Origin of the sequence: Dolichospermum sp. UHCC 0352, from assembly GCF_009711925.1 — a bacterium.
GTDB lineage: Bacteria > Cyanobacteriota > Cyanobacteriia > Cyanobacteriales > Nostocaceae > Dolichospermum > Dolichospermum lemmermannii.
In genome coordinates this window covers 2,219-22,168 of record NZ_VIKY01000229.1, presented here as the reverse complement: position 1 = coordinate 22,168, position 19,950 = coordinate 2,219, and the positions used below count along the sequence as shown (strand labels likewise).

20 protein-coding genes are annotated in these 19,950 nt (G+C 37.6%); 7 read left to right on the top strand and 13 right to left on the bottom strand.

Translation table 11 applies throughout. The annotated features are described in order from the left end of the window. Nucleotides 1–50: 50 nt before the first annotated feature. The gene (locus FJR06_RS16330; RefSeq protein WP_174782912.1) at nucleotides 51–1,664 is read right to left on the bottom strand and encodes an iron uptake porin; all 1,614 of its coding nucleotides are present in this window, start codon (nucleotides 1,662–1,664) and stop codon (nucleotides 51–53) included. Nucleotides 1,665–2,067: 403 nt separating this feature from the next. Here FJR06_RS16330 and FJR06_RS16325 point away from each other — a divergent pair, with 403 nt between their 5' ends. Beyond that, complete coding sequence (locus FJR06_RS16325; protein WP_168651819.1) at nucleotides 2,068–3,054, top strand: site-specific DNA-methyltransferase; 987 nt, start codon at nucleotides 2,068–2,070, stop codon at nucleotides 3,052–3,054. Between the two features lie 35 nt (nucleotides 3,055–3,089). Here the strand turns inward: FJR06_RS16325 and FJR06_RS16320 are convergent, their stop codons facing one another. The 4 genes from FJR06_RS16320 to FJR06_RS16305 all read right to left on the bottom strand — a co-directional run bounded on the left by FJR06_RS16320 (nucleotide 3,090) and on the right by FJR06_RS16305 (nucleotide 6,944). Then, entirely contained in the window at nucleotides 3,090–3,905 is an 816-nt protein-coding gene (locus tag FJR06_RS16320) for a helix-turn-helix domain-containing protein (RefSeq protein ID WP_168651818.1), read from the bottom strand. A 146-nt stretch (nucleotides 3,906–4,051) separates the two neighbouring features. Beyond that, on the bottom strand, nucleotides 4,052–5,107 hold the full coding sequence (locus FJR06_RS16315; protein ID WP_174783490.1) for a YwqG family protein: 1,056 nt from the start codon (nucleotides 5,105–5,107) through the stop codon (nucleotides 4,052–4,054). 86 nt (nucleotides 5,108–5,193) lie between these two features. Next, nucleotides 5,194–5,511, bottom strand: a complete 318-nt coding sequence (locus FJR06_RS16310; RefSeq protein WP_015078959.1) for a hypothetical protein — start codon at nucleotides 5,509–5,511, stop codon at nucleotides 5,194–5,196. Nucleotides 5,512–5,660: 149 nt separating this feature from the next. Continuing rightward, a complete protein-coding gene (locus FJR06_RS16305) occupies nucleotides 5,661–6,944 on the bottom strand; it encodes an aspartate aminotransferase family protein (protein WP_168651817.1) in 1,284 nt (427 codons plus the stop codon). Between the two features lie 336 nt (nucleotides 6,945–7,280). Between FJR06_RS16305 and FJR06_RS16300 the strand changes: the two genes are divergently transcribed. Next, entirely contained in the window at nucleotides 7,281–8,345 is a 1,065-nt protein-coding gene (locus tag FJR06_RS16300) for a potassium channel protein (RefSeq protein ID WP_168651816.1), read from the top strand. A gap of 69 nt (nucleotides 8,346–8,414) precedes the next feature. Next, nucleotides 8,415–9,305: a leucine-rich repeat domain-containing protein gene (locus FJR06_RS16295; protein ID WP_168651815.1), complete on the top strand. Its 891-nt coding sequence runs from the start codon at nucleotides 8,415–8,417 to the stop codon at nucleotides 9,303–9,305. A gap of 102 nt (nucleotides 9,306–9,407) precedes the next feature. Here FJR06_RS16295 and FJR06_RS16290 read toward each other — a convergent pair whose 3' ends face one another. Further along, nucleotides 9,408–10,091, bottom strand: coding sequence for a response regulator transcription factor (locus FJR06_RS16290; RefSeq protein ID WP_168651814.1), 684 nt, complete (start codon nucleotides 10,089–10,091; stop codon nucleotides 9,408–9,410). A gap of 297 nt (nucleotides 10,092–10,388) precedes the next feature. Here FJR06_RS16290 and smpB point away from each other — a divergent pair, with 297 nt between their 5' ends. Continuing rightward, complete coding sequence (gene smpB / locus FJR06_RS16285) at nucleotides 10,389–10,859, top strand: SsrA-binding protein SmpB (RefSeq protein ID WP_015078954.1); 471 nt, start codon at nucleotides 10,389–10,391, stop codon at nucleotides 10,857–10,859. 162 nt (nucleotides 10,860–11,021) lie between these two features. Here smpB and FJR06_RS16280 read toward each other — a convergent pair whose 3' ends face one another. The 7 genes from FJR06_RS16280 to coaD form a co-directional block, all read right to left on the bottom strand. After that, a complete protein-coding gene (locus FJR06_RS16280; RefSeq protein ID WP_168651813.1) occupies nucleotides 11,022–12,419 on the bottom strand; it encodes an IctB family putative bicarbonate transporter in 1,398 nt (465 codons plus the stop codon). Between the two features lie 88 nt (nucleotides 12,420–12,507). Continuing rightward, the gene (locus FJR06_RS16275) at nucleotides 12,508–13,368 is read right to left on the bottom strand and encodes a DUF2887 domain-containing protein (protein ID WP_168651812.1); all 861 of its coding nucleotides are present in this window, start codon (nucleotides 13,366–13,368) and stop codon (nucleotides 12,508–12,510) included. 298 nt (nucleotides 13,369–13,666) lie between these two features. Next, entirely contained in the window at nucleotides 13,667–14,842 is a 1,176-nt protein-coding gene (locus FJR06_RS24945; protein ID WP_371724157.1) for a tetratricopeptide repeat protein, read from the bottom strand. 18 nt (nucleotides 14,843–14,860) lie between these two features. Further along, nucleotides 14,861–15,223: an ATP-binding protein gene (locus FJR06_RS16260; protein ID WP_015078951.1), complete on the bottom strand. Its 363-nt coding sequence runs from the start codon at nucleotides 15,221–15,223 to the stop codon at nucleotides 14,861–14,863. A gap of 9 nt (nucleotides 15,224–15,232) precedes the next feature. Continuing rightward, on the bottom strand, nucleotides 15,233–15,694 hold the full coding sequence (locus FJR06_RS16255; RefSeq protein WP_015078950.1) for a hypothetical protein: 462 nt from the start codon (nucleotides 15,692–15,694) through the stop codon (nucleotides 15,233–15,235). A gap of 777 nt (nucleotides 15,695–16,471) precedes the next feature. After that, nucleotides 16,472–17,185, bottom strand: coding sequence for a DivIVA domain-containing protein (locus tag FJR06_RS16250; RefSeq protein ID WP_041457704.1), 714 nt, complete (start codon nucleotides 17,183–17,185; stop codon nucleotides 16,472–16,474). Beyond that, nucleotides 17,113–17,646 carry a pantetheine-phosphate adenylyltransferase gene (coaD, locus tag FJR06_RS16245; RefSeq protein WP_015078948.1) on the bottom strand — a complete coding sequence of 178 codons (534 nt, stop codon included), beginning with the start codon at nucleotides 17,644–17,646 and terminating at the stop codon, nucleotides 17,113–17,115. Before coaD ends, FJR06_RS16250 begins: the two co-directional genes overlap by 73 nt. A 13-nt stretch (nucleotides 17,647–17,659) precedes the next feature. Here coaD and FJR06_RS16240 point away from each other — a divergent pair, with 13 nt between their 5' ends. The 3 genes from FJR06_RS16240 to cobM all read left to right on the top strand — a co-directional run bounded on the left by FJR06_RS16240 (nucleotide 17,660) and on the right by cobM (nucleotide 19,741). Continuing rightward, a complete protein-coding gene (locus FJR06_RS16240; RefSeq protein ID WP_168651811.1) occupies nucleotides 17,660–17,905 on the top strand; it encodes a hypothetical protein in 246 nt (81 codons plus the stop codon). Beyond that, entirely contained in the window at nucleotides 17,902–18,777 is an 876-nt protein-coding gene (gene lgt / locus FJR06_RS16235; protein WP_015078946.1) for a prolipoprotein diacylglyceryl transferase, read from the top strand. Before FJR06_RS16240 ends, lgt begins: the two co-directional genes overlap by 4 nt. 124 nt (nucleotides 18,778–18,901) lie before the next feature. Further along, nucleotides 18,902–19,741, top strand: coding sequence for a precorrin-4 C(11)-methyltransferase (gene cobM / locus FJR06_RS16230; RefSeq protein ID WP_015078945.1), 840 nt, complete (start codon nucleotides 18,902–18,904; stop codon nucleotides 19,739–19,741). Nucleotides 19,742–19,950 lie beyond the last annotated feature (209 nt).

Below are 19,950 nucleotides of genomic sequence, written 5' to 3'. Positions count from 1 at the left end.
GCAACTCCTATTATAGAAAAATTTGTATTTTAATTGGTAAGAATATATCTTTAGAAACTAAAAGTTGTTCGGAGAACACCAATGGTAATCATGTCGCTATTCGGGCTATGTCTTGGCTCAAATATCAAGATTACACCAGGAGTAATATTAATATTATTTGACATTCGATAACGATAAAAAGCTTCTACATGAGTAGTAGTTCCTGGTTGTCCTCCCGCACTACCAAGAGAATCTTTAAGAATACCTGGAAGATTATTACCTGTTGGTAAATCACTACTAACAATTTTCGGAGGTTGTCCGACATAAATTCCCCCCAAATTTCCTTGTCCCAATAAATCAGGAAAGTTAAGAAAAGCCATCCAATTATTAGTTTTTACACTCCCTGATTGTCCAGGTATGCGAGAAGTCGTAAAACCTCCCCAACCACCTATTGTCAACTTAGGATTAACCTGCCAAGATGCAGTAGCACCAAAAGCATCAGTTGTCAGGGGACTAGTAGAAGTAGGTGTATAAGCCAATAAATCATCACCAATTCCAGTTCCTAAAAATCCTGTAGTCGAGTAGGAATTAATATAATTTAGTGCTACATCAATATTATTAGTAGGAGCAAGATTTAATTGCACTCCGGTGGCATTTCCCCCATTAAATAATCCGGCATTTTGGCTACTATCGGCGGATTTACTCGCTGTATAAACTGCTTGTAAACTAATTCGTTTATTCATTTGCCAATCCAAGCCCAAACCACCTGTACCATTACCAATTGCTAAAATTGGGTTACGTTGAGCAAAGGTAGAAATGGGACCTTTACCTGCACTTTCTATGCGGTTTGCTCCCCGAAAAGTGTTGATAGGATTAACCCCTGCTGGACCAACTATTACTGCTACTTTATCACCTACTAAAAACCGATAATTGAGGTCAGTTAAAACTAAGCTATTATCTGTATTACCTTCATAAGCTAATCGGGTATCGTTGGTGATTCGGGGGGCATTGAAACTAGCTGTACCCCCATTACCAGCTTGTAATCCTGTTACTAAAAAGCTGCGGTTTTTAAATTGGGTAAGTAGTGTGAGTTGAACATTACTAATAACGTTAATTTTTGTCCCGTTATCTATTGTTTCTTTAATCCCATCTTTTGGTGACAAATCTGCACTATTTTCACTCCGTCCTTGAATACCAAAAATTGCTTGTCCAAATAGTTTGGTAGTGGTAGAAAATTGATTTGCTTCTAGTTCTGTGGTTTTTGCCTCTAAAGTATCTACTTTTCCCCGGAGTGTGGCTAATTCGGCTGCGAATTCTTCTGTAAGTTTTTGTAATTTAGTGAAATCTTCTTTTGTTACTGCATTACTTGCACTTGTAGCTATCAATTCATTAACTCTATCTAAACAAGCATTTAACCCAGCAGCGAATTCATAGCGCGTTAAAGCTCGATTTCCTCGGAAAGTTCCATTGGGATATCCAGCAATGCAAGCATATCGTTCAACTAGAGATTGTAAAGCCTGAAATGCCCAATCTGTGGGTTCTACATCTCTTAATTGAGAAACTGATGTAACTTGTTCTATCTCTAATGAATCAACATTTTCGGCATTAGCTATAGCATGACTAAATAAGGCATAAGTTAAATTAACTACAGATACCAGTAATATTCTTGTGATTAACTTGATCATCTTTGCTTGCACACCACACATTAATAAGTGATGATAGATTAATGTTTTTATTTTCGCAATACTTATGCAATATCAGAGACAAAATAAGATAATTTTGGTTGTTTTTGCGTTGAAACAACCAGAAATAATTAAGCTATGATAAAGTTAATTTATATTATTTTGTTTCAAATTGTTTAAAATCTTGCCAAAAGTCCGCTTCTAATGCCTTTGGTAACATCATAACCCAGTCTATAAAACGGTAAAGGTTACGAATATCCTTTTCTGGCATTGTTCATACAATGCCGTGCCGTCAATGGCACAATCTTTCACTATGTGTAGGCCTTTACAAGAACTGATACCAAAAATATGTCGTTTTGATATTTTAGGATTATAGTTATAGAACCAACTCTTAGTGCGTCTGACAATGGTTCTTCCCAATCCACTATATACTACAGACTGCGGTGCGGCTTATCTTGGTGATTCCCTACAATTGCTGGATCAACTGGAATCTGACTCAATAGATTTAGTGCTGACATCACCACCTTTTGCCTTGCAACGCAAAAAGGCTTATGGCAATGTAGAGCAGGAAGATTATGTTGATTGGTTGCTTGAGTTTTCCAAAAAAGTTTATCGAGTTCTGAATTCAACTGGTAGTTTCGTACTTGATTTAGGTGGAGCTTATGAAAGTAAACGTCCAGTTCGCTCTCTCTATAACTATCGAGTTTTAATTAAACTTTGTGATGAATTGGGATTTAGACTGGCTGAAGAATTTTTTTGGTATAACCCAGCTAAACTACCTTCACCAATTGAGTGGGTTAATAAGCGAAAAATTCGAGCAAAGGACTCTGTAAATACCGTCTGGTGGCTCTCAAAAACTGATCATCCTAAAGCAAATGTTAGTAATGTTTTAGTCCCTTACTCTGAGCGAATGAAGAAGCTACAGGCAGATCCTCAAAAATACTATACACCGAAAGAAAGACCTTCAGGCCATGATATCAGTAAGAATTTTGCTACTGATAATGGTGGTGCTATACCATCAAATTTGTTAGAGATTGCAAATACTGAAAGTAATTCTAGTTATATTCAATTATGTAAATCTATTTCCATACCCCCTCATCCAGCGAGATTTCCTCAAAAGTTGCCAATGTTTTTCATTAAATTTTTGACTGATACTGGAGATAAAGTTCTAGATATATTTGCAGGATCAAATACTACAGGTTTTGCCGCTGAACAGCTAGAAAGAAGTTGGATGGCTTTTGAACAAGAGCCATCTTATTTAGCATCTTCAGCTTTCCGGTTTCTAGATAAATCTCAAAACTCGAAGGATGCTATGACTCTTTATGAATGTCTTCTTGCTCAAAAAGAATCTGTTTGTTTAACTACTTCAAAGCAATTAGCTCTGAAATTATGAAGGTTACTTCAAATTGGCAAATTTCCTGGGATTGTTTATTCATTCTGTTTAGGATAAACCAACTCACCTTCTTTTTCTATTAAACTTAAAGGGATTTTAGGGTTATTAATAGATTCCATTCCTCCACGTATTCTAGATTCCCAGTAACTGAAATATGTCTCAAGTGAAGTAGGGTCAACTCTGTATATAGCTTTTAATACTATTCCTTCATACACAGCAATGTACCAAGCTTTTACAGCACGATATTTGGCGAGGATATCAAGGTTAAGATGATGATTGGTGGTGACACTTTTACTTAAAAGTTTATTAATTGTTTTTAATTCATATTCATTTTTTTCTGCATCAATTGCATCATTGCCTTCACGTCCAGGTGATATCCGCAAACCAAGTAAGATTAAAACTTGAAGAACTTTCCCTCCATTGTCTTGAAAAACATCATTAATACCATACTCATTTGCCAGACTCTGTAATTCCTGAATAGCCCCAAGTGCTGTCTGTAATCGTTCTAAATCTGAACGGCGCTCTTTAGTTGTGTTAACTGCTTCCTTAACAGGTTCAACAAGAGAGGGAAGAACTACCGGAGTTTGTAATTCAGTGAGAAAGTTTGTACTGATATCTGTTTGGGGTGTGACATTCATTAAGTATGGTACTGACACTTTCAGGGCTTCAGCAATATCTAAAATTGTTTCAAAAGACGGAGCGCGTTCACCTCGTTCTATGTAGCTAATATGCTCAACGGATTTATCAATATCCTCTGCTAACTGCTCTTGTGTAATACCTCTGTCTTTGCGAAGGGCTTGGACTCTATCACCAAAAAGCTGTTTAACTTCTTTATATCTTTCAAAACTCATAAAAAACTAAAACGAACTAAAAGTACGTCTTGAATCTTATACAAAGCATCAAAATGTTAAAACGAACTAAAAGTACGTTTATGATTAAGTTTGAATAAATTTATTTAAACTTATAAAAGCCTAATAAAAGCCTAATTCACCTTCTCTCAACAACAATTATAGGTGTACAAAATCTGAGAAAAATCCAACCGTTTCAGTGCAGAAGGTTGAATATAAAAGTTACCAACTCCCTCATCTCCCCACATAATTGAATGCTCATCATCAGAGTTAATTTGCAATAGCAGAAAATCATAACCTTCCTCTTCCTGCAAATCTGCACGATCATCATTTTGCACAAATGCGGGATATCCTCCTAAACAATGTCCTCCTAATGATTCCTCATATTTTTCTTCATATTCATTGAGAAAATCATCTACAAGTTCTTCTAAAGAATTTTCCATTGCTTTGGTTAGATTATCTTGTTGAAAGATGGGAAAATGGCTTTTAACTAAGTTTCTAAACCGATAATCTGATGCACACATAGGAGTTGATTTAATAGCGAAATTCAAACCCAGACAGTCTAATAATGGCAAACCTATTCCTGGAGGTAAAAAATCAAAGTTATCTAGGAGATTATCAATATTTAAATCTGGTTCAGGAAAGTAAATAACTCTAAAGGTAGTTTGTTTTAATTGGGGATATTCTTCAATTCCATAGGCTGTTTCACCTCCGGCTTCAATATAAAACTGAAGAATCCCTTTTTCTGGTAAATCTTCTAATTTAGGAGTTTCAGCAAAGTTGATTTGTGCTAAAAGATGGAGGGGTGTACCATCTGGGGCTTCAGGATAGGTCGTATTTTTGGGCAGGTAAGGTAAACCACCAAATTTACTTTGCCATAGGGTAGTTTCTGTTGTTGAAGATGGAGTAATTTCTATATAAGGTTTGATAATTGCATTGGCAAATTCATCTACTTGATTTTTTAATTCTAAGAACATTCCATACAATTCATCTGGAGTGAGATCTTTGTTATTTTCGTCTACGGTCACAGATTCGATATCATACCAACCGTGTGTGAGTAATTCTTGAATACTTTGATTAAAAAAAGCTTCTGCTTCTGCTTCTGAAGAGAATTTATGCAGTTCTTGATAATGGGTAACATTGCAGCCATCTAGGTGAATGGACGTTCTCAGGGAACTTAATCTAAATATTTTATTGCATTTCATGATAATTAACCTTAGATGTGATTATGAATGATACTGGTAATATTTGAAGGGTCTTTCTTTTATTTGTAGTAAGTATTATTTTAAAATCATATTTTGCCACATACTCCAGTTTCATTAATTCGGAAAACGTGCAGTTTGACGTTTGGGTATTTTTGATGTGCTTGTTGTGCGGCTAATAAGGGATCTTCATGAATAAAATATTCACGGCTATTTGGCTCAATTGCTATGTACCAGTTATAGTGAGTTTTAATGAGTTCTGCTTGTAACTGCTCAAAAATTATTTTACAGTTTTGAGACAATGTTTCCCGTTCAGTCTGCCATTGTGCTTTCTGTTCTTGAGTCCATTGAATTTCTGGGAAGATTCTGCCTCTGCGGACTGTATGAGTAGATTTTGTTTCTGGCATAGCTTCGTTGTGTATTAATGAAAAATATATTATTCCATTTTATCGCATTTTTTGATTAATTTATTCCAAATTGATATGTTGAAAATTATCAAGATGAAAAATTCGTAATTGATAATTCTTGAAATTACGAATTACGAATTTTTAATTACCTATGCTGTCAGTTTAGCTAATGCCTTTTCTACAGCTTTTAATGCTTGCTTGATTTCTGCCTCTGTGACAATGAGAGGGGGAACAAACCGCACTACTTTAGGACCTGCGGGAACAAGTAATAAACCTTCTGCCATTGCAGCTTTGACAACTTCACCAGCAGTTAAGGGAATATCGGCTTTGATTTCCATGCCGCTAATTAAACCCCAACCGCGTACTTCTGAGATATGCTGAGGATATTGACGAGCGATCGCTCTTAATCCTTCTCGTAAATGTGCGCCCTGTTCTCTGACATTCTCTAAAATATTCTCTTTTTCCAAAGTCTCACACACACTCAGCGCCACACCACAAACAAAGGGATTACCGCCAAATGTACTTGCGTGTTCTCCTGGTTGGAAAATATCGCAGAATTTCTTACTCATCATCGCACCGATGGGAATACCACCGCCCAAACCTTTCGCACTGGTGAAAATATCTGGTTCTACTCCCAAATGTTCATAACCCCATAATTTGCCACTGCGTCCCATTCCAACCTGTACTTCATCAAAAATCAACAAAATACCGGTTTCGTCGCAAATCTCCCGTAACCGCTTAAAGTAGGCAATATCCCCAGGACGAACGCCACCTTCTCCCTGTAATGGTTCAATTAAAATTGCCCCTACCCGATAATTACCTTCATCTAATTCAGTAACAGCGGCTTCCACTGCTCTAATATCGTTGTAATTTACATAGTGGAAACCAGGAACTAAAGGATCAAAATGCTTTTGATACTTTGGTTGTCCAGTGGCAGTCACGGTGGCTAAAGTCCGTCCGTGAAAACTGGCATGAGCAGTTAAAATGATCGGGTGGGCAATTTCTAGGACAGTGTGGGCATATTTCCGCGCTAGTTTAATGGCTGCTTCGTTGGCTTCAGCACCAGAATTGCAGAAAAATACTCTATCCGCACAGGAATGATTAACAATCCATTTCGCTAATTCACCCTGTTCAGGAATATAGTACAAATTAGAAACATGATGCAATTTCTGGATTTGTCTAGTTACAGCCTCTACCATTGCTGGATGGGCGTGTCCTAGAGTACAAGTGGCAATACCCGCGACAAAATCCAGATATTCCTTACCCTGACTATCCCAAACACGGCAACCAGCACCCCGTTCCAAAGCCAAAGGAAAGCGACTGTACGTAGACATAACAGCCGTATCAAAGCTATCAACATCAAAAGGTGTAGATGGCATAATACCTGACTCCGAGGGGTTCATGGCTTGTTCAATTAGAGTTTGGACGCTCACTACCGCTACTCCTGAAAAGCTTTTATCGTAATACTTTACTAGGTTCTGGGAAATCTTTCAAAATTTCTGATGGTTTTAGGAGGAGTCACCGAGTCAAGAAGAAGAAAGAGGAAAGAGAAAAAAGGAGGAAAAATTACCCATAATTGTGCAAATATTATTTATTCTGAACCCTTATGGACTTCCAATTAAAAAAAGTTTCTTGTGGTACGGGCATCTTGTCCGCTAAATCATTAAGGACGGGCAAGGATGCCCATCCCACAAAATTGGGTAATTTATTATTTGTCGTCCCTGATGTCGGGAGTTGTTTAATTTTTAATTCTTAATTTTTAATTGCCTGTGTATTCTACCCTTGAACAAAAATATCAACGGATTCAAAAAGAATTAATGGCTGGGGCGCTTGCTTTAGCTGGTATTTCCCTAATTGGGACTTTATGGTATTCCCTGGTTGAGGGCTGGAAATGGGAAGATGCAGCTTACATGACTGTAATTACTCTAGCAACTGTCGGTTATGGAGAAACTCACCCATTAGGTAGTCGAGGGCGTTTATTTACCATTGTCTTAATTTTAATGGGTGTGGTGAATCTTACTTATATTGTTAATAGATTTACAGCCGCAGTCATTGAAGGTTATTTTCTAGAAGGAATTCGACTCCGACAACAAAGGCGTTTAATGGAATCATTATCAGAACATTATATTATCTGTGGATTTAGTCGCACTGGGCGACAAATTGCTAAGGAATTTCAGGCTGAAGCTGTTTCTTTTGTGATTATTGATTCGGAACTTGAATCTGTCCAAAAAGCCCAGGAAATTGGTTACATTGTTTTTCAAGGTGATGCGACGTTAGATGATACTTTGTTAAAAGTTGGCGTTACTAAAGCAATTTGTATTGTCGCGGCTTTACCTTCAGATGCGGAAAATTTATATACTGTTCTCTCAGCAAAAACTCTGAATCCAGGCATTCGGGCGATCGCTCGCGCTAGTACGGAAGAAGCGGTACAAAAGTTACAGCGCGGTGGCGCAGATGCCGTAATTTCACCGTATATCACCGGCGGCAAACGCATGGCAGCAGCAGCCCTCAGACCGCAAATTTTAGACTTTGTAGATGGGATGCTTTCTGGTACAGACCGTCAGTTATATATGGAAGAATTTTTACTAGATTCCGATAGGTGTCCCTTCGTTGGTCAAAGTTTACAAAGAGCGAAATTGCGATCGCAATCAGGAGCATTAGTTCTGGCAATTCGTCGTCTTGATGGTAAACTCATTGGTGGTCCCACTGGAGATACTGTTTTAATGTCGGGAGATACATTAATTTGTATGGGTACGGCTGAACAATTACGGGATTTAAATCAAATTCTTGGTCCGATTAATTCTATTCCCCTCAAACGTCCGAAAAATAGCTAAAAGCAGACTTATTTTGCAAGTTGGAAGATGGTAAAATTACTGTAGATTTTTTGTATAACTTGTAAAATCATGAAACTAGCTTTAGTAGCGACCACTATTTTTACCTTGACTTTAGGATTTTACACCCCAAAAGTCACCGCAGCACCTATAAAAACACCTAAGACCTTTAAAGAATGGTGTCAACAAAAAGCCAGTTTACCTCAAGAGACGAAACGAACGGTAGAAGCATTATTAAATGTTGCTGAAACCCGAAATTGTAGTCAAGCTAATCAAACGCTGACTAAATTGACTTCTCTTTCCCTTGAGGAAAATAAAATCAGCGATATCAAACCTTTGTCTAATCTGACTAAATTGACTTCTCTTAACCTTTGGGAAAATAAAATCAGCGATATCAAACCTTTGTCTAATCTGACTAATTTGACTGAACTTAAACTTTCGAGAAATAAAATCAGCGATATCAAACCTTTGTCTAATCTGACTAAATTGACTCTTCTTGACCTTTTGGGAAATAAAATCAGCGATATCAAACCTTTGTCTAATCTGACTAATTTGACTTTTCTTGACCTTTTGGGAAATAAAATCAGCGATATCAAACCTTTGTCTAATCTCACTAATTTGACTTCTCTTTCCCTTTCGGGAAATAAAATCAGCGATATCAAACCTTTGTCTAATCTCACTAATTTGACTTCTCTTTCCCTTTCGGGAAATAAAATCAGCGATATCAAACCTTTGTCTAATCTCACTAATTTGACTTCTCTTTCCCTTTCGGGAAATAAAATCAGCGATATCAAACCTTTGTCTAATCTCACTAATTTGACTTCTCTTTCCCTTTCGGGAAATAAAATCAGCGATATCAAACCTTTGTCTAATCTGACTAATTTGGCTTATCTTTACCTTGCGAAAAATCCACTTATCGTTAAACAATGTCCCCTGAAACCAGAGTCTATTTGTAAATTTTAGTCGGGTTATATTTTGGTGCGCTATGGACTTACTAACGCACCCTCAAAATACTCAATTTCCCTGAATATTACCAGACTAAAAATGTCAAATTGGACAAAAATCCTATTCTACTAAATCATGTTTGATCGCAAATCTAACCAATTCAGCACGATTACTAGTTTCAGTTTTTCTCAATAAACTACTCACATATTTCTCCACTGTGCGCGGACTTAAATGTAAATGATTACCAATTTCTCCATTAGACAAACCATGAGTTAATAAGTCTAAAACTTCCTGTTCTCTCACAGTTAGCGGTGTCAATACTTGAGATTGTTGCACTTGAGTAGGGATAGAAATATGACCGTTTTTTGCTTTTGTATAAGTGGCAAAACTGATTTCTTCCTGATAAATAAAACGACATTCTGATTGGATGATTTGCGATCGCTCTAATAAATTACGTATAGCAGCGGCTATTTCCTCCAATTCAAAAGGCTTAGGCAAATACAAATCACAACCAGACTGATATCCCAAAATTCGTTCTTGGGTTTTCGTTCTCTCTGTTAACAAAATCACAGGTAATAATCGAAACGCCGATAATTGACGAACACGACGCACCAACTCATAACCATTCATCTGTGGCATCATAATATCTGTCACCATCAAATCAGGATGACGCTTTTCAACCATATCCAAAGCATCAATACCATTATCAACAGTTATAACATTATACCCGGACAGATCAAGATAATCACTAATAGATAGACGCGTGCCTAAATCATCATCTGCGACAAGAATAGTCAAGGGCATGGATAATACACCCCTATAATTTTTTGACCGAGTGATTTGCCGTTATCAACAATATTAATAGACACAAGCAAGAATACTAATTTGATCTTTAATACTATGACAAGATTACTTACTCATGATGACATCATCAATGATTTCTAAAGAAAATATTAAATTTTTAGGAATTGTTCATAAAACTTTACGTAATTTAGAGACTAAACAGGTTTACCTGTCACCTGTCTTTGTGAACTACAATCAATAAAAGAGTTAGTCTAAAGAAATTTTTAGGCGTATTTATTAAAACTAAGAAGATTTTCGATGAGTGATAAACAGAGTGAAGGTTACAAAGTTATTTGTGATAATCGGCAAGCACGGTTTTTATATGAAATCATAGAAACCTATGAAGCGGGAGTTCAGTTGACAGGAACTGAAGTAAAATCAATTCGTGCGGGTAAAGCCAATTTGCAAGATGGCTATGCGTTGCTTCGTGACGGTGAAGCATGGTTAATCAACGTCCATATTTCTCCTTATGCCTCTAGTGGTGCATACTTTAATCACGAACCCAGACGAACCCGCAAATTATTACTCCATAAACAAGAACTGCGTAAACTTATTGGGAGGGTACAACAGGAAGGTTTAACCCTAGTCCCCTTAAAAATGTATCTGAAACGAGGTTGGGTAAAAATAGTCATTGCGCTGGGTAAAGGTAAAAAACTCCACGACAAACGCGAAAGTCTCAAACGTCGTGACGACCAGCGAGATATGCAAAGGGCAATGAAGAGGTACTAGGAGGCAGAGGGCAGGGGAAATTCCCACAACCGCCTCCGAATGAATTCGGAGTCTCATAGCAAAAGTCGTCTAAAGACGACTATTAAAGGCTTTGAGTCCACTTCAGTGGACTTGAACTATTAGACTGGGAATTCATTCCCAGGCGGGTTAGGAAACTCTTTTCTAAGCGTGATTATGATTATTGCGGGTTAAAGGTTGCCAATAACTGGCAATTAAAGCCATCATTAACCACCAGAGAGTATTAACTTCAGGACGATAGAAAACTGTATCAAATAAACCCTGAGTTAATAAACCTATTATAGCAGCTATTGCCCCCATTAGCCACAAGCCTTCCATATTCTTAGTTTTTCGTAACCGACTTAATTGCAAATATCCTGTATTTAATGCAACGACAATCAACCACATAAAACAAGTAAAACCCAAAAAGCCAGTTTCTACAATCGTTTCTAGAAACACCGAATAGGCACTTAATGCTGTAAATTTCGGATGTTGGTACAGAGGATAAACTTTATTAAAAGCACCATGTCCTGGTCCTATACCAATTATAGGGCGATCGCGGATCATTTGAAACACCGATTCCCAAACATTTTTCCGAAAGTTATTACTACTGTCTTTGCGGTCGGCAAATATACTCACGATTCGCACCCGGAAGGGTTCGACAAATATCAATCCAATTATCAATAACCCCACTACAGTTCCTAACAATATTGGTAAAGACCAAGTCCGCCAAAATGGGGGCATACTTATACTCCACCAATAAAACAGCAACACCGCTATTGTCAATAATTCCACTAATAAGGCAATCCAACCACCGCGACTAAAGGTCAAAATTAAAACAGTAGCGTTAACCACAAACATTGTTAATGCTAATGATTTCCTAATCCAACCCGGCCAAGCTACAATAGCAACTAAGCTCAAAATTACAGCGGGTAAAAGATATCCAGCTAATAGGTTAGGATTTCCTAAGTAACTGTAAACTCTCGTAGTCTTAGCCAAAGGTGATTCCGGGTCAACCCAAGTAGCCAAAGCCTTCGCGCCAAAAAACCATTGTCGCAACCCATAGACGCTGACAATCAGGGATATATGCAAATAGAGAGTAATCAACCAAGACCGAAATCGGGGGACGCGCAGCACCCTAGCACAGAGGGCAAACAGTAACAAATAAAGAGTTAATGTTTGTAAATCACCCAAAGCCGCTTTTTTCACCGGTGATAAAGCTGTTGATATAGCAGCAATACTCCAATACAGCAACACCAGCAGGTGAATAGGAGTAACCGAAGCCGCATTTGCTGATGTATTATCATCCGATAAAGTCAACAGCAGCCAAAAGCCGACACAAGCCACCAACAATAAACCGATTAAAGTAGTAGAAACAAAAGGTGCAAGACCATAAATGAGGCTAAGTAAGCCAACAGCAATAATATCTCCCCACTGCATTAAGATACTACTTTGTCGCCAAGGCAGCAAAAGCCCCACCAGAAACCGATGTAGGTAACTACCAGACAAATATTCTTTCAGTGGTAAAGAAGATAAAGTCAATCTTTCCCAGGCTAAATTCATGAGGAAATACAGAATACAGGAGCTATGCAGTATAGCTTACGCCAAGTCTAGCTGTGAAAATTAATATTCCTTTCCTAGAAAACTATTCTCAAGTTTTTATATGCGCCAAAAGCCACCTATCTAAATCGGATATTTCTGTAAAATCTAACAAGGACTCCCCTAAACTCTCCAACTGCTCTATATTCAAACTTCTTATTTGCTCTTGTTGGGCTAAAGACAGCAATCCATACCGCTTCGTCAACATACGCAGCACTAAATCCGTTTCCCCTGCTTGTCGTCCTGCTTGTTGTCCTGCTTGCTGTCCTTCTTGAAACACTTCCTGATAAAACCGTGTTTGGGTGACATCTGCTGTTTTCAGGTTTAGCATTTTCAAAATCTCCTTTGTGCTGAGTTGTGGGAATTTATTCACAAGTATAGCTTCTACCAAATCTAAGCGCCGGCGCAGTTCTTCTTCTGTTTCTGCACTATTAATAATCGCTTGTGCCAAGGAGGCTGTATCTTGTTCATTGACTACCAGCAATTTCAATAATGATAGATTGGGACTCAAATCTGTTAACGGTAATAAATCTTCTAAATATAGCCGTTTGACTTGATTTGTTAACAACGATTGGTAGGGAATATCTGAGCCTAAATCTTCCCGTCGGTTGGGTAAAATCAACAATCCGTACCAAGGTTGTTTGATGTTGTATTGATATAGGTACATAAAAATCTCTGCAAAATACCGACCATAAAATTTGGGTTCTCTTTGCATCTGTGCCTCTAAAAATACTAACGGTAAATTTAGATCCTTGGCAATTGGTGTTAATAATCCATCTATTGCAAATCCTTTTTCTTTGACTGCGGGCGCACTATAGGTAAATTCGCAATCTTTGGGAATTTCTGGGATTAACTCGGTAATCAATCCTGGCTGAGATAAAAATAGTCGGTAAAACAGTTTGTCAGTTTTCATAATTACCTATTGTTCTCCTTAATCTCCTTATCTAAAAATTTTTTTCTTATTCTCATACAAATTACAAGAATAAGAGTTTGAACGTTAAACATCAGATTGCTAAACAAAGCTATTGTTGTCTTATCCAATAAATTTGTCTGAAAATAAATGCTTTAAGATTAACAGCATTTACTTAAAGATTGCGTAAATATTCAAGATTACCATGTACAATAATAGTATGAGGGTGATTTACTCCTAATCGTTGTTCCAAAATATTTAAAGCTTGTTGGTAGAGAGGTTCTGCTTCCTTGTACTTGTGTTAAGAATAGTAAAAAAATGCCAAATTGTTGAGACTGGTAGCAACATCAGGATGATCATTACCTAAACGTTGTTTTAGCAATAATACACATTTTTTTAGCCAGGGTTCTGCATCATTATATAATCCTTGTCTTTGATAAAAGCTTCTTACTCCCAAAAAAGGCCAAATTAAATTTTCATCACTCACAGTATCCAGTAAATGATCTGCTACTTCCTGTAAATGGGGTATAGCTAATTTGAATTTTTGAATATCTTTCTGTATTAGTTGGTCAAGAATTTCTTGAGCTATATTAACCATTGCTTGGCAAAAATTACGTTTTAGTGTAGTGCTGACAGATTGACGATTGAATAAATTACTAAAAAGTTGACCAATATCTAAAAACAAAAAGTTTGCCAAAGTGATCTTTTCCTGTGTAACCGTTGACAGTTTTTCTAACTTGACTTGTAAAAAATCATGAATTAGTTGATGTAATTGATAATGATCAATATTTTCACTTTGTAAAAGATGTAATCGTTCTAATTCAATTTTGGCATTTTCTAGACTTTCTATGTTTTTTTCCCGTGAAGCACTTTGAATCAATAACCAAGGAATGGGAGCTAAAGCAAATAAACTGAGTAGACAACCTAACTCTTGAGCAGAATAACTGATAACTTCCCAACTTAATTCAAAAGCAGCTTGAACACCACGAGTTATAGATAAAGTCCAAGTAGGGTCATGAGCATCAATATTAAAAGCAGAATGATTGATACCTTTAGCTGCTAATCTTTGCAACATTTCCGCGCAAGATATCTGACGATATTTGAGATAACGACCAACCAATTGTAAAGCTAGTGGTAAACGACCTAACAGTTGACAAAGTTCCTCTGCTAGTGCTGTTTCTTGATTTAACCTATCCTCACCAATTAATTTTGATAATAATGCCATTGCCTCCGGTAGAGAAAGGATTTGTAAAGACAAAGAACCAGATAAATCTAGTTTTAGTCTTGTTGTGATCAAAACCTGAAATTGAGATGATTGTGGCGGCAAATAAGGCTGAATCGCCGAATAATTTTGGACATCATCAATAACTAATAAAACCCTACCTTCTTGCCAACGTTGCCAACACCACTTTACTTGTAGTAATACATCAAAATCATCTAGGGGATTTAAACCTAAATGTGTGCGACAAAATTGAATTATTTGTAAACCGAGATTTTAATTTGTAGCCGACAACCAACAAATACCTCTTGGATAAAAATTTAGGAATAAATGCAGAAGAGAATATTGGGTAGCTAATTCAGTTTTACCAATACCACCCATACCTTCAACAGCAGAAATTACAGCATGATTGCTAGTTTGTAAATGTTGATGAATTAAAACTAATTCATTTTCTCGACCAACAAACTTTTTAGTATTACTATTAGGGATATTGTGGGGAAAACCTAGAGGTTTATCCCAATCATTTAAATTATTGACAGTTTGAAAAACTTGAGTAATATCTCTCACAGAGATATCACCCCCCACTTGCACATTTTTGAAAAGCTCTTGAACAACTTGAGGAAGATGATTTGTATTCATGATTAGAACTTAACCTTCTTGATTTAAATTACCTACATTAATATTATTAGCCTTGATATTGGTGAGCATTTCCTGGTCAACAGAACCACTACTTCCTGAAGTTTTTTGAGTGATATTCTGAGCTTGTAAATCACCAGTTAATTCAATTCCACTCAGAATTACCTGACGAATCTTAGGGTCTTGTGTTTTGAGTTCTTCAACTAGCAATTTAAGTTGATTAGCAAAAATTTTATCAGCATTAATGTATTCTTGCAATTCATCTTGTAACTGAAGTTTATTTTTTTCATTTGGATCTTTTTCAGCCCGAATTAATAAACCTTCCATTCCTTCTGTAGTTAGCTTTTGTCGAATAGTGCTAACCAACTTTGCAAAAGTATCCGCGACTCCTTTAACTGCAAATTTTCCACCTTCCTTGATTGCTTCCGAGGAAGATAAAGAAACAATAACAGAGCCAGTGAGTGGTTCAACCATAAAAACTACCCCTTCTTAATTGTCAGCAGAACAATAACTACTCTAATTGTTTTATTTGTACCATAAATTGGGATAAATACGCGAGTATTATCCTAGATCAAATTAAAACTTCTGATTGAATTAAATATAATTTGCAGAAAAAATTATCTATAAACAGAGAGAACAAAAAAATCCGCGTTTATCTGCGTTTATCTGCGTTCGATGCTATCCTTCAAAATAGTAATTAAATAAGAACTGTTATATATCATTAACTTATTCCTTATTTCCTATTCCCAGTTCCCTAAAACTAAAAAACTTTGTACCTAAGATCACAAGAACTGCTATATAATATTTGTATATTCTAGATGAGAATAGTCAGTAACCCAGCCCTAAAGGGACTGGGCTTGCAAGAGTAATCAAGCAAGCCGTACTGACCAGACCACCCTGAGTTTACTCTCATGGTAGCCGTTATTTGAGTCACGACACCCTGGAATGCGTAGCTAGTTCCCTGCTCTGTCGCTGGCAATTAAACAGTTTTAAGGTCACTGAAACAGTGTTGCCAGCCTAACAAGCTCTTATAACAGGTCGAAGCTAACATTACCCCGCAAGGGAGTTGGTTTCCAGGTTCCAATCAAAAATCTGGTTTCAATTTTAAGATTCACAGCGGTTAAAACCGCTCGTGCCGTTTCCTTCTCAGGGCTAAAGCCACTGAGTTTCCCACTTACCGGGTATTCTTATGATTAAGAGGCAGAGCCTCTGTAATAGCATTCCCAGTCAGAGACTGGGAACGAGGTGATACTATCTTTTTTTGGAATTATGGGGGCGTTGTTGGGGATGATCTCCATTTTTGGGGACATTAGCAGAATTTAATTGTTTGCGGCCATTAGTAATAATTTTTAACATTTCCTGTATATCCTGTTCAATATTAGCCAGAACGTTATCGGCGTATTTATCAGCACCATCTTCAATTTCTTCAGCTTGAGAAATTGCAGTTTGACGCATTTCTTCTAATTCTTGCTGACAAGCGCGACGTTTACGGTCAATTTCTGCAAGAGTGTCTTGCATCATTGTTTCACAATCGTCCTGCACTTGTCGCCGCAGTTGGTCAGCTTCCCGCTGTGCTTGCCTGACAATATCACTTTCTGCCAAAATTTGCGCTCTTTTTGCTTGGGCTACATCTACAACCTGTTGTCCATATTCTTCCGCTTCTAGAAGAATTTCATTCTTTTGTGCCAAAATATCGAGTGCTTCCTGAAACACCGTTGGCAAAGACAGACGGATGAAATCAAGTTGTTCTAGTAATTTATCTTCATCTATTAAAGTTCGTCCTGTCAGGGGAATCCTCAAACTAGAGAGAACTATGTCCTCTAAGCGGTTGAGTTCCTGCTGAATATCTACCCCTGCTGTTGGTTCTGGATTACCAATGGAGGGGATACCATTCACATACTCTCTTGGGGGAGGATTGTTGCCGTTGTAGTTGGATTCGAGGCTAGGGATTTTTGGTTGTAGCATTGGTATATATCTAGGGCAATGTGTGGGGGAACAAGATGATCAACAGAGCCACCAAACCTGGCAATCTCTTTTACCACACTACTACTTAAAAAACTATACTCATTTGATGTTGCCAGAAAAACTGTCTCGATCTGAGTAGACAATGTTTTATTAGTGTGAGCCATTTGTAGCTCAATCTCAAAGTCAGAAACCGCTCTTAACCCCCGTAACAAAACTTGCGCTTGTTGCATTTGAGCATATTTTACAGTCAAACCGTCAAAGCTGTCTACTCCTACATTTGGTAAATGTTTTGTAGCTAGACGAATTTGCTCTAATCTTTGCTCTACTGTAAACAATGGCATTTTATGGGGATTGCGGAGGACGGCAACAATGACTCGTTCAAATAGGCGACTACTGCGCTGAATAAGGTCTAAATGTCCCAAGGTGATGGGATCAAAACTACCAGGATAAATAGCAATCACAAGGTTATTTTAAGTGATTATATTGACGGATTTTCCACAGAACTTTATTAAATCTAACACAGGAAGAAGGAGTCAGGAGTCACCGAGTCAGGAGTCAGGAGGAAGAAGGAGGGAGGAAGGAGGAAGGAGGAAGAAGGAAGTCAGGAAGTCAGGAAGTCAGGAAGTCAGGAAGTCAGGAAGTCAGGAAGTCAGGAAGGCGTACTATATTATTGTGTTTTATCTCCATAGATTTCATACTCCTATAGGTAATTTTGTATGATAGTGGATTTTTCTGTTTTGCCGTTGGGGTTTTTATTTACTTCCCCTGGTCCGATTGTGGTTAAATTGGGACCAATTGTTATTCGTTGGTATGGGTTGTTAATTGCTTCTGCTGTGTTAATTGGTGTTAGTCTTTCTCAATACCTAGCCAAGCGTCGTCATGTTAATCCCGATTTAATCAGTGATTTATCAATTTGGTTGGTGATTGCAGCTATTCCCGCCGCTAGGTTATATTATGTTTTGTTTCAATGGCCAGAATATTCTCAACATCCAGAACGGATAATTGCAATTTGGCAAGGGGGTATTGCGATTCATGGGGCAATTATTGGCGGGGCGATCGCGGCGTTAATTTTTGCTAGACTGAATAAGGTATCTTTTTGGCAATTGACTGATTTGGTTGCTCCTTCATTAATATTAGGGCAAGCAATTGGTCGGTGGGGAAATTTTTTCAACTCGGAAGCTTTTGGCAGACCAACTAGTTTACCTTGGAAGTTATATATTCCCTCAGATCGTCGTCCTTTGGATTTAGTGAATTTTGAATATTTCCATCCCACTTTTCTTTATGAATCGTTGTGGAATTTAATGGTGTTTGCATTGTTAATAACTTTGTTTTTTCGAGCTTTAGCTAAAAAACCCCGGTTGAAAGTAGGGACGTTATTTTTAGTTTACTGGGTTGCTTATAGCTTGGGACGGGTTTGGATTGAAGGTTTACGCACAGATAGCTTAATGCTAGGACCTTTACGGATGGCACAAATGGTAAGTTTAGGGGGAATGACTTTAGGATTATTTGGTTTAGCTTGGCTATATATATTCAAGCGTTCCTTACCTGATGTTGTTGCTGGGGGGAATGGAGAAAAAAATGCCCCAGAGTAATTAATCTCTAGGGCTTAACCAGGGTGCATCTACCATCTATTTCTACTAGGCAAAGTGGCTGAATCCGGAAGGGTACTAGGGAAATGGTAAAAGTTTTTTTGCAGGGTTTTGCAGGGGGAAATTAATGAGTGAATCTACTAATAATTTGAGTTTTTTCAAGTATCCAAATACCTTAGAGCCTGGGGTTTATATTGTTGGTGCTGGACCGGGAGATCCTGATTTATTAACGGTTAGGGCGCAAAAGTTGTTAGCTGCGGCTGATGTGATTTTATTTGCAGATTCTTTAATTCCCGAACAAATTCTAGATGTTTGTCGTCCAGATGCGGAAATTATCAAAACAGCAAATCGGACTTTGGAAGAAATTGTACCACTGATGATTGATGCCGTGCGATCGCATAAATCTGTGGTAAGATTACACTCTGGTGATCCTAGTCTGTATAGTGCTATTCATGAACAAATGCAGCTATTAGCCGATGCTAATATTCCTTTTGAAGTCATTCCTGGTATCAGTGCTTTTCAAGCTGCCGCAGCTAAACTCAAGATAGAGTTAACTGTGCCTGGTTTAGTGCAGACTATCATCCTGACTCGCATTAGTGGCCGTACCCATGTTCCAGATACGGAAGAGTTAGCAGCTTTAGCAGCACATCGTGCCAGTTTATGTTTATATCTCAGTGTGACTCATATCACTGAAGCCCAAGGGAAATTGTTAGAACATTATGATCCAGATACTCCAGTAGCAATTTGCTATCGCTTAGGCTGGCCAGATGAAAAAATCCGGGTTGTGAATTTAGCACAAATGGCAAATTGTACTCATGAAGAGAAATTACGCCGAACGACACTTTATGTGATTAGTCCTGCACTATTACCAGTAAGTGGGCGCTCGCGCTTGTATCATCCTGAACATAATCATTTATTCCGTTCATCACATAGCCTTGGTTCAGATACAACAGAATTGAGGATGTAGAGGCAAAGTTTATCTCGTTTAAACCCACATTCCGCACCCCAAAATGTTACAGAGGGAAATTACGGAGATGAAAATCAAAGGAAGCATCAAAACAAACAGATAAAGTGAAAAAAGGCATTTGAGAAACAGTAAATCACCAAAAATGTCATCAAAATCTATTCTCAATAAGAAGCAATAAGAATGCACACCACCTGGAGAGGTCAATAGAT

Coding starts and splice junctions, on each gene's coding strand:
- smpB (WP_015078954.1), top strand. CDS start 10,389: ATGAGTGATAAACAGAGTGAAGGTTACAAAGTTATTTGTGATAATCGG.
- FJR06_RS16280 (WP_168651813.1), bottom strand. CDS start 12,419: ATGAATTTAGCCTGGGAAAGATTGACTTTATCTTCTTTACCACTGAAA.
- FJR06_RS16275 (WP_168651812.1), bottom strand. CDS start 13,368: ATGAAAACTGACAAACTGTTTTACCGACTATTTTTATCTCAGCCAGGA.
- FJR06_RS16260 (WP_015078951.1), bottom strand. CDS start 15,223: ATGAATACAAATCATCTTCCTCAAGTTGTTCAAGAGCTTTTCAAAAAT.
- FJR06_RS16310 (WP_015078959.1), bottom strand. CDS start 5,511: ATGCCAGAAACAAAATCTACTCATACAGTCCGCAGAGGCAGAATCTTC.
- FJR06_RS16255 (WP_015078950.1), bottom strand. CDS start 15,694: ATGGTTGAACCACTCACTGGCTCTGTTATTGTTTCTTTATCTTCCTCG.
- cobM (WP_015078945.1), top strand. CDS start 18,902: ATGAGTGAATCTACTAATAATTTGAGTTTTTTCAAGTATCCAAATACC.
- FJR06_RS16315 (WP_174783490.1), bottom strand. CDS start 5,107: ATGAAATGCAATAAAATATTTAGATTAAGTTCCCTGAGAACGTCCATT.
- FJR06_RS16295 (WP_168651815.1), top strand. CDS start 8,415: ATGAAACTAGCTTTAGTAGCGACCACTATTTTTACCTTGACTTTAGGA.
- FJR06_RS16330 (WP_174782912.1), bottom strand. CDS start 1,664: ATGATCAAGTTAATCACAAGAATATTACTGGTATCTGTAGTTAATTTA.
- FJR06_RS16290 (WP_168651814.1), bottom strand. CDS start 10,091: ATGCCCTTGACTATTCTTGTCGCAGATGATGATTTAGGCACGCGTCTA.
- FJR06_RS16320 (WP_168651818.1), bottom strand. CDS start 3,905: ATGAGTTTTGAAAGATATAAAGAAGTTAAACAGCTTTTTGGTGATAGA.
- lgt (WP_015078946.1), top strand. CDS start 17,902: ATGATAGTGGATTTTTCTGTTTTGCCGTTGGGGTTTTTATTTACTTCC.
- FJR06_RS16250 (WP_041457704.1), bottom strand. CDS start 17,185: ATGCTACAACCAAAAATCCCTAGCCTCGAATCCAACTACAACGGCAAC.
- FJR06_RS16325 (WP_168651819.1), top strand. CDS start 2,068: ATGGTTCTTCCCAATCCACTATATACTACAGACTGCGGTGCGGCTTAT.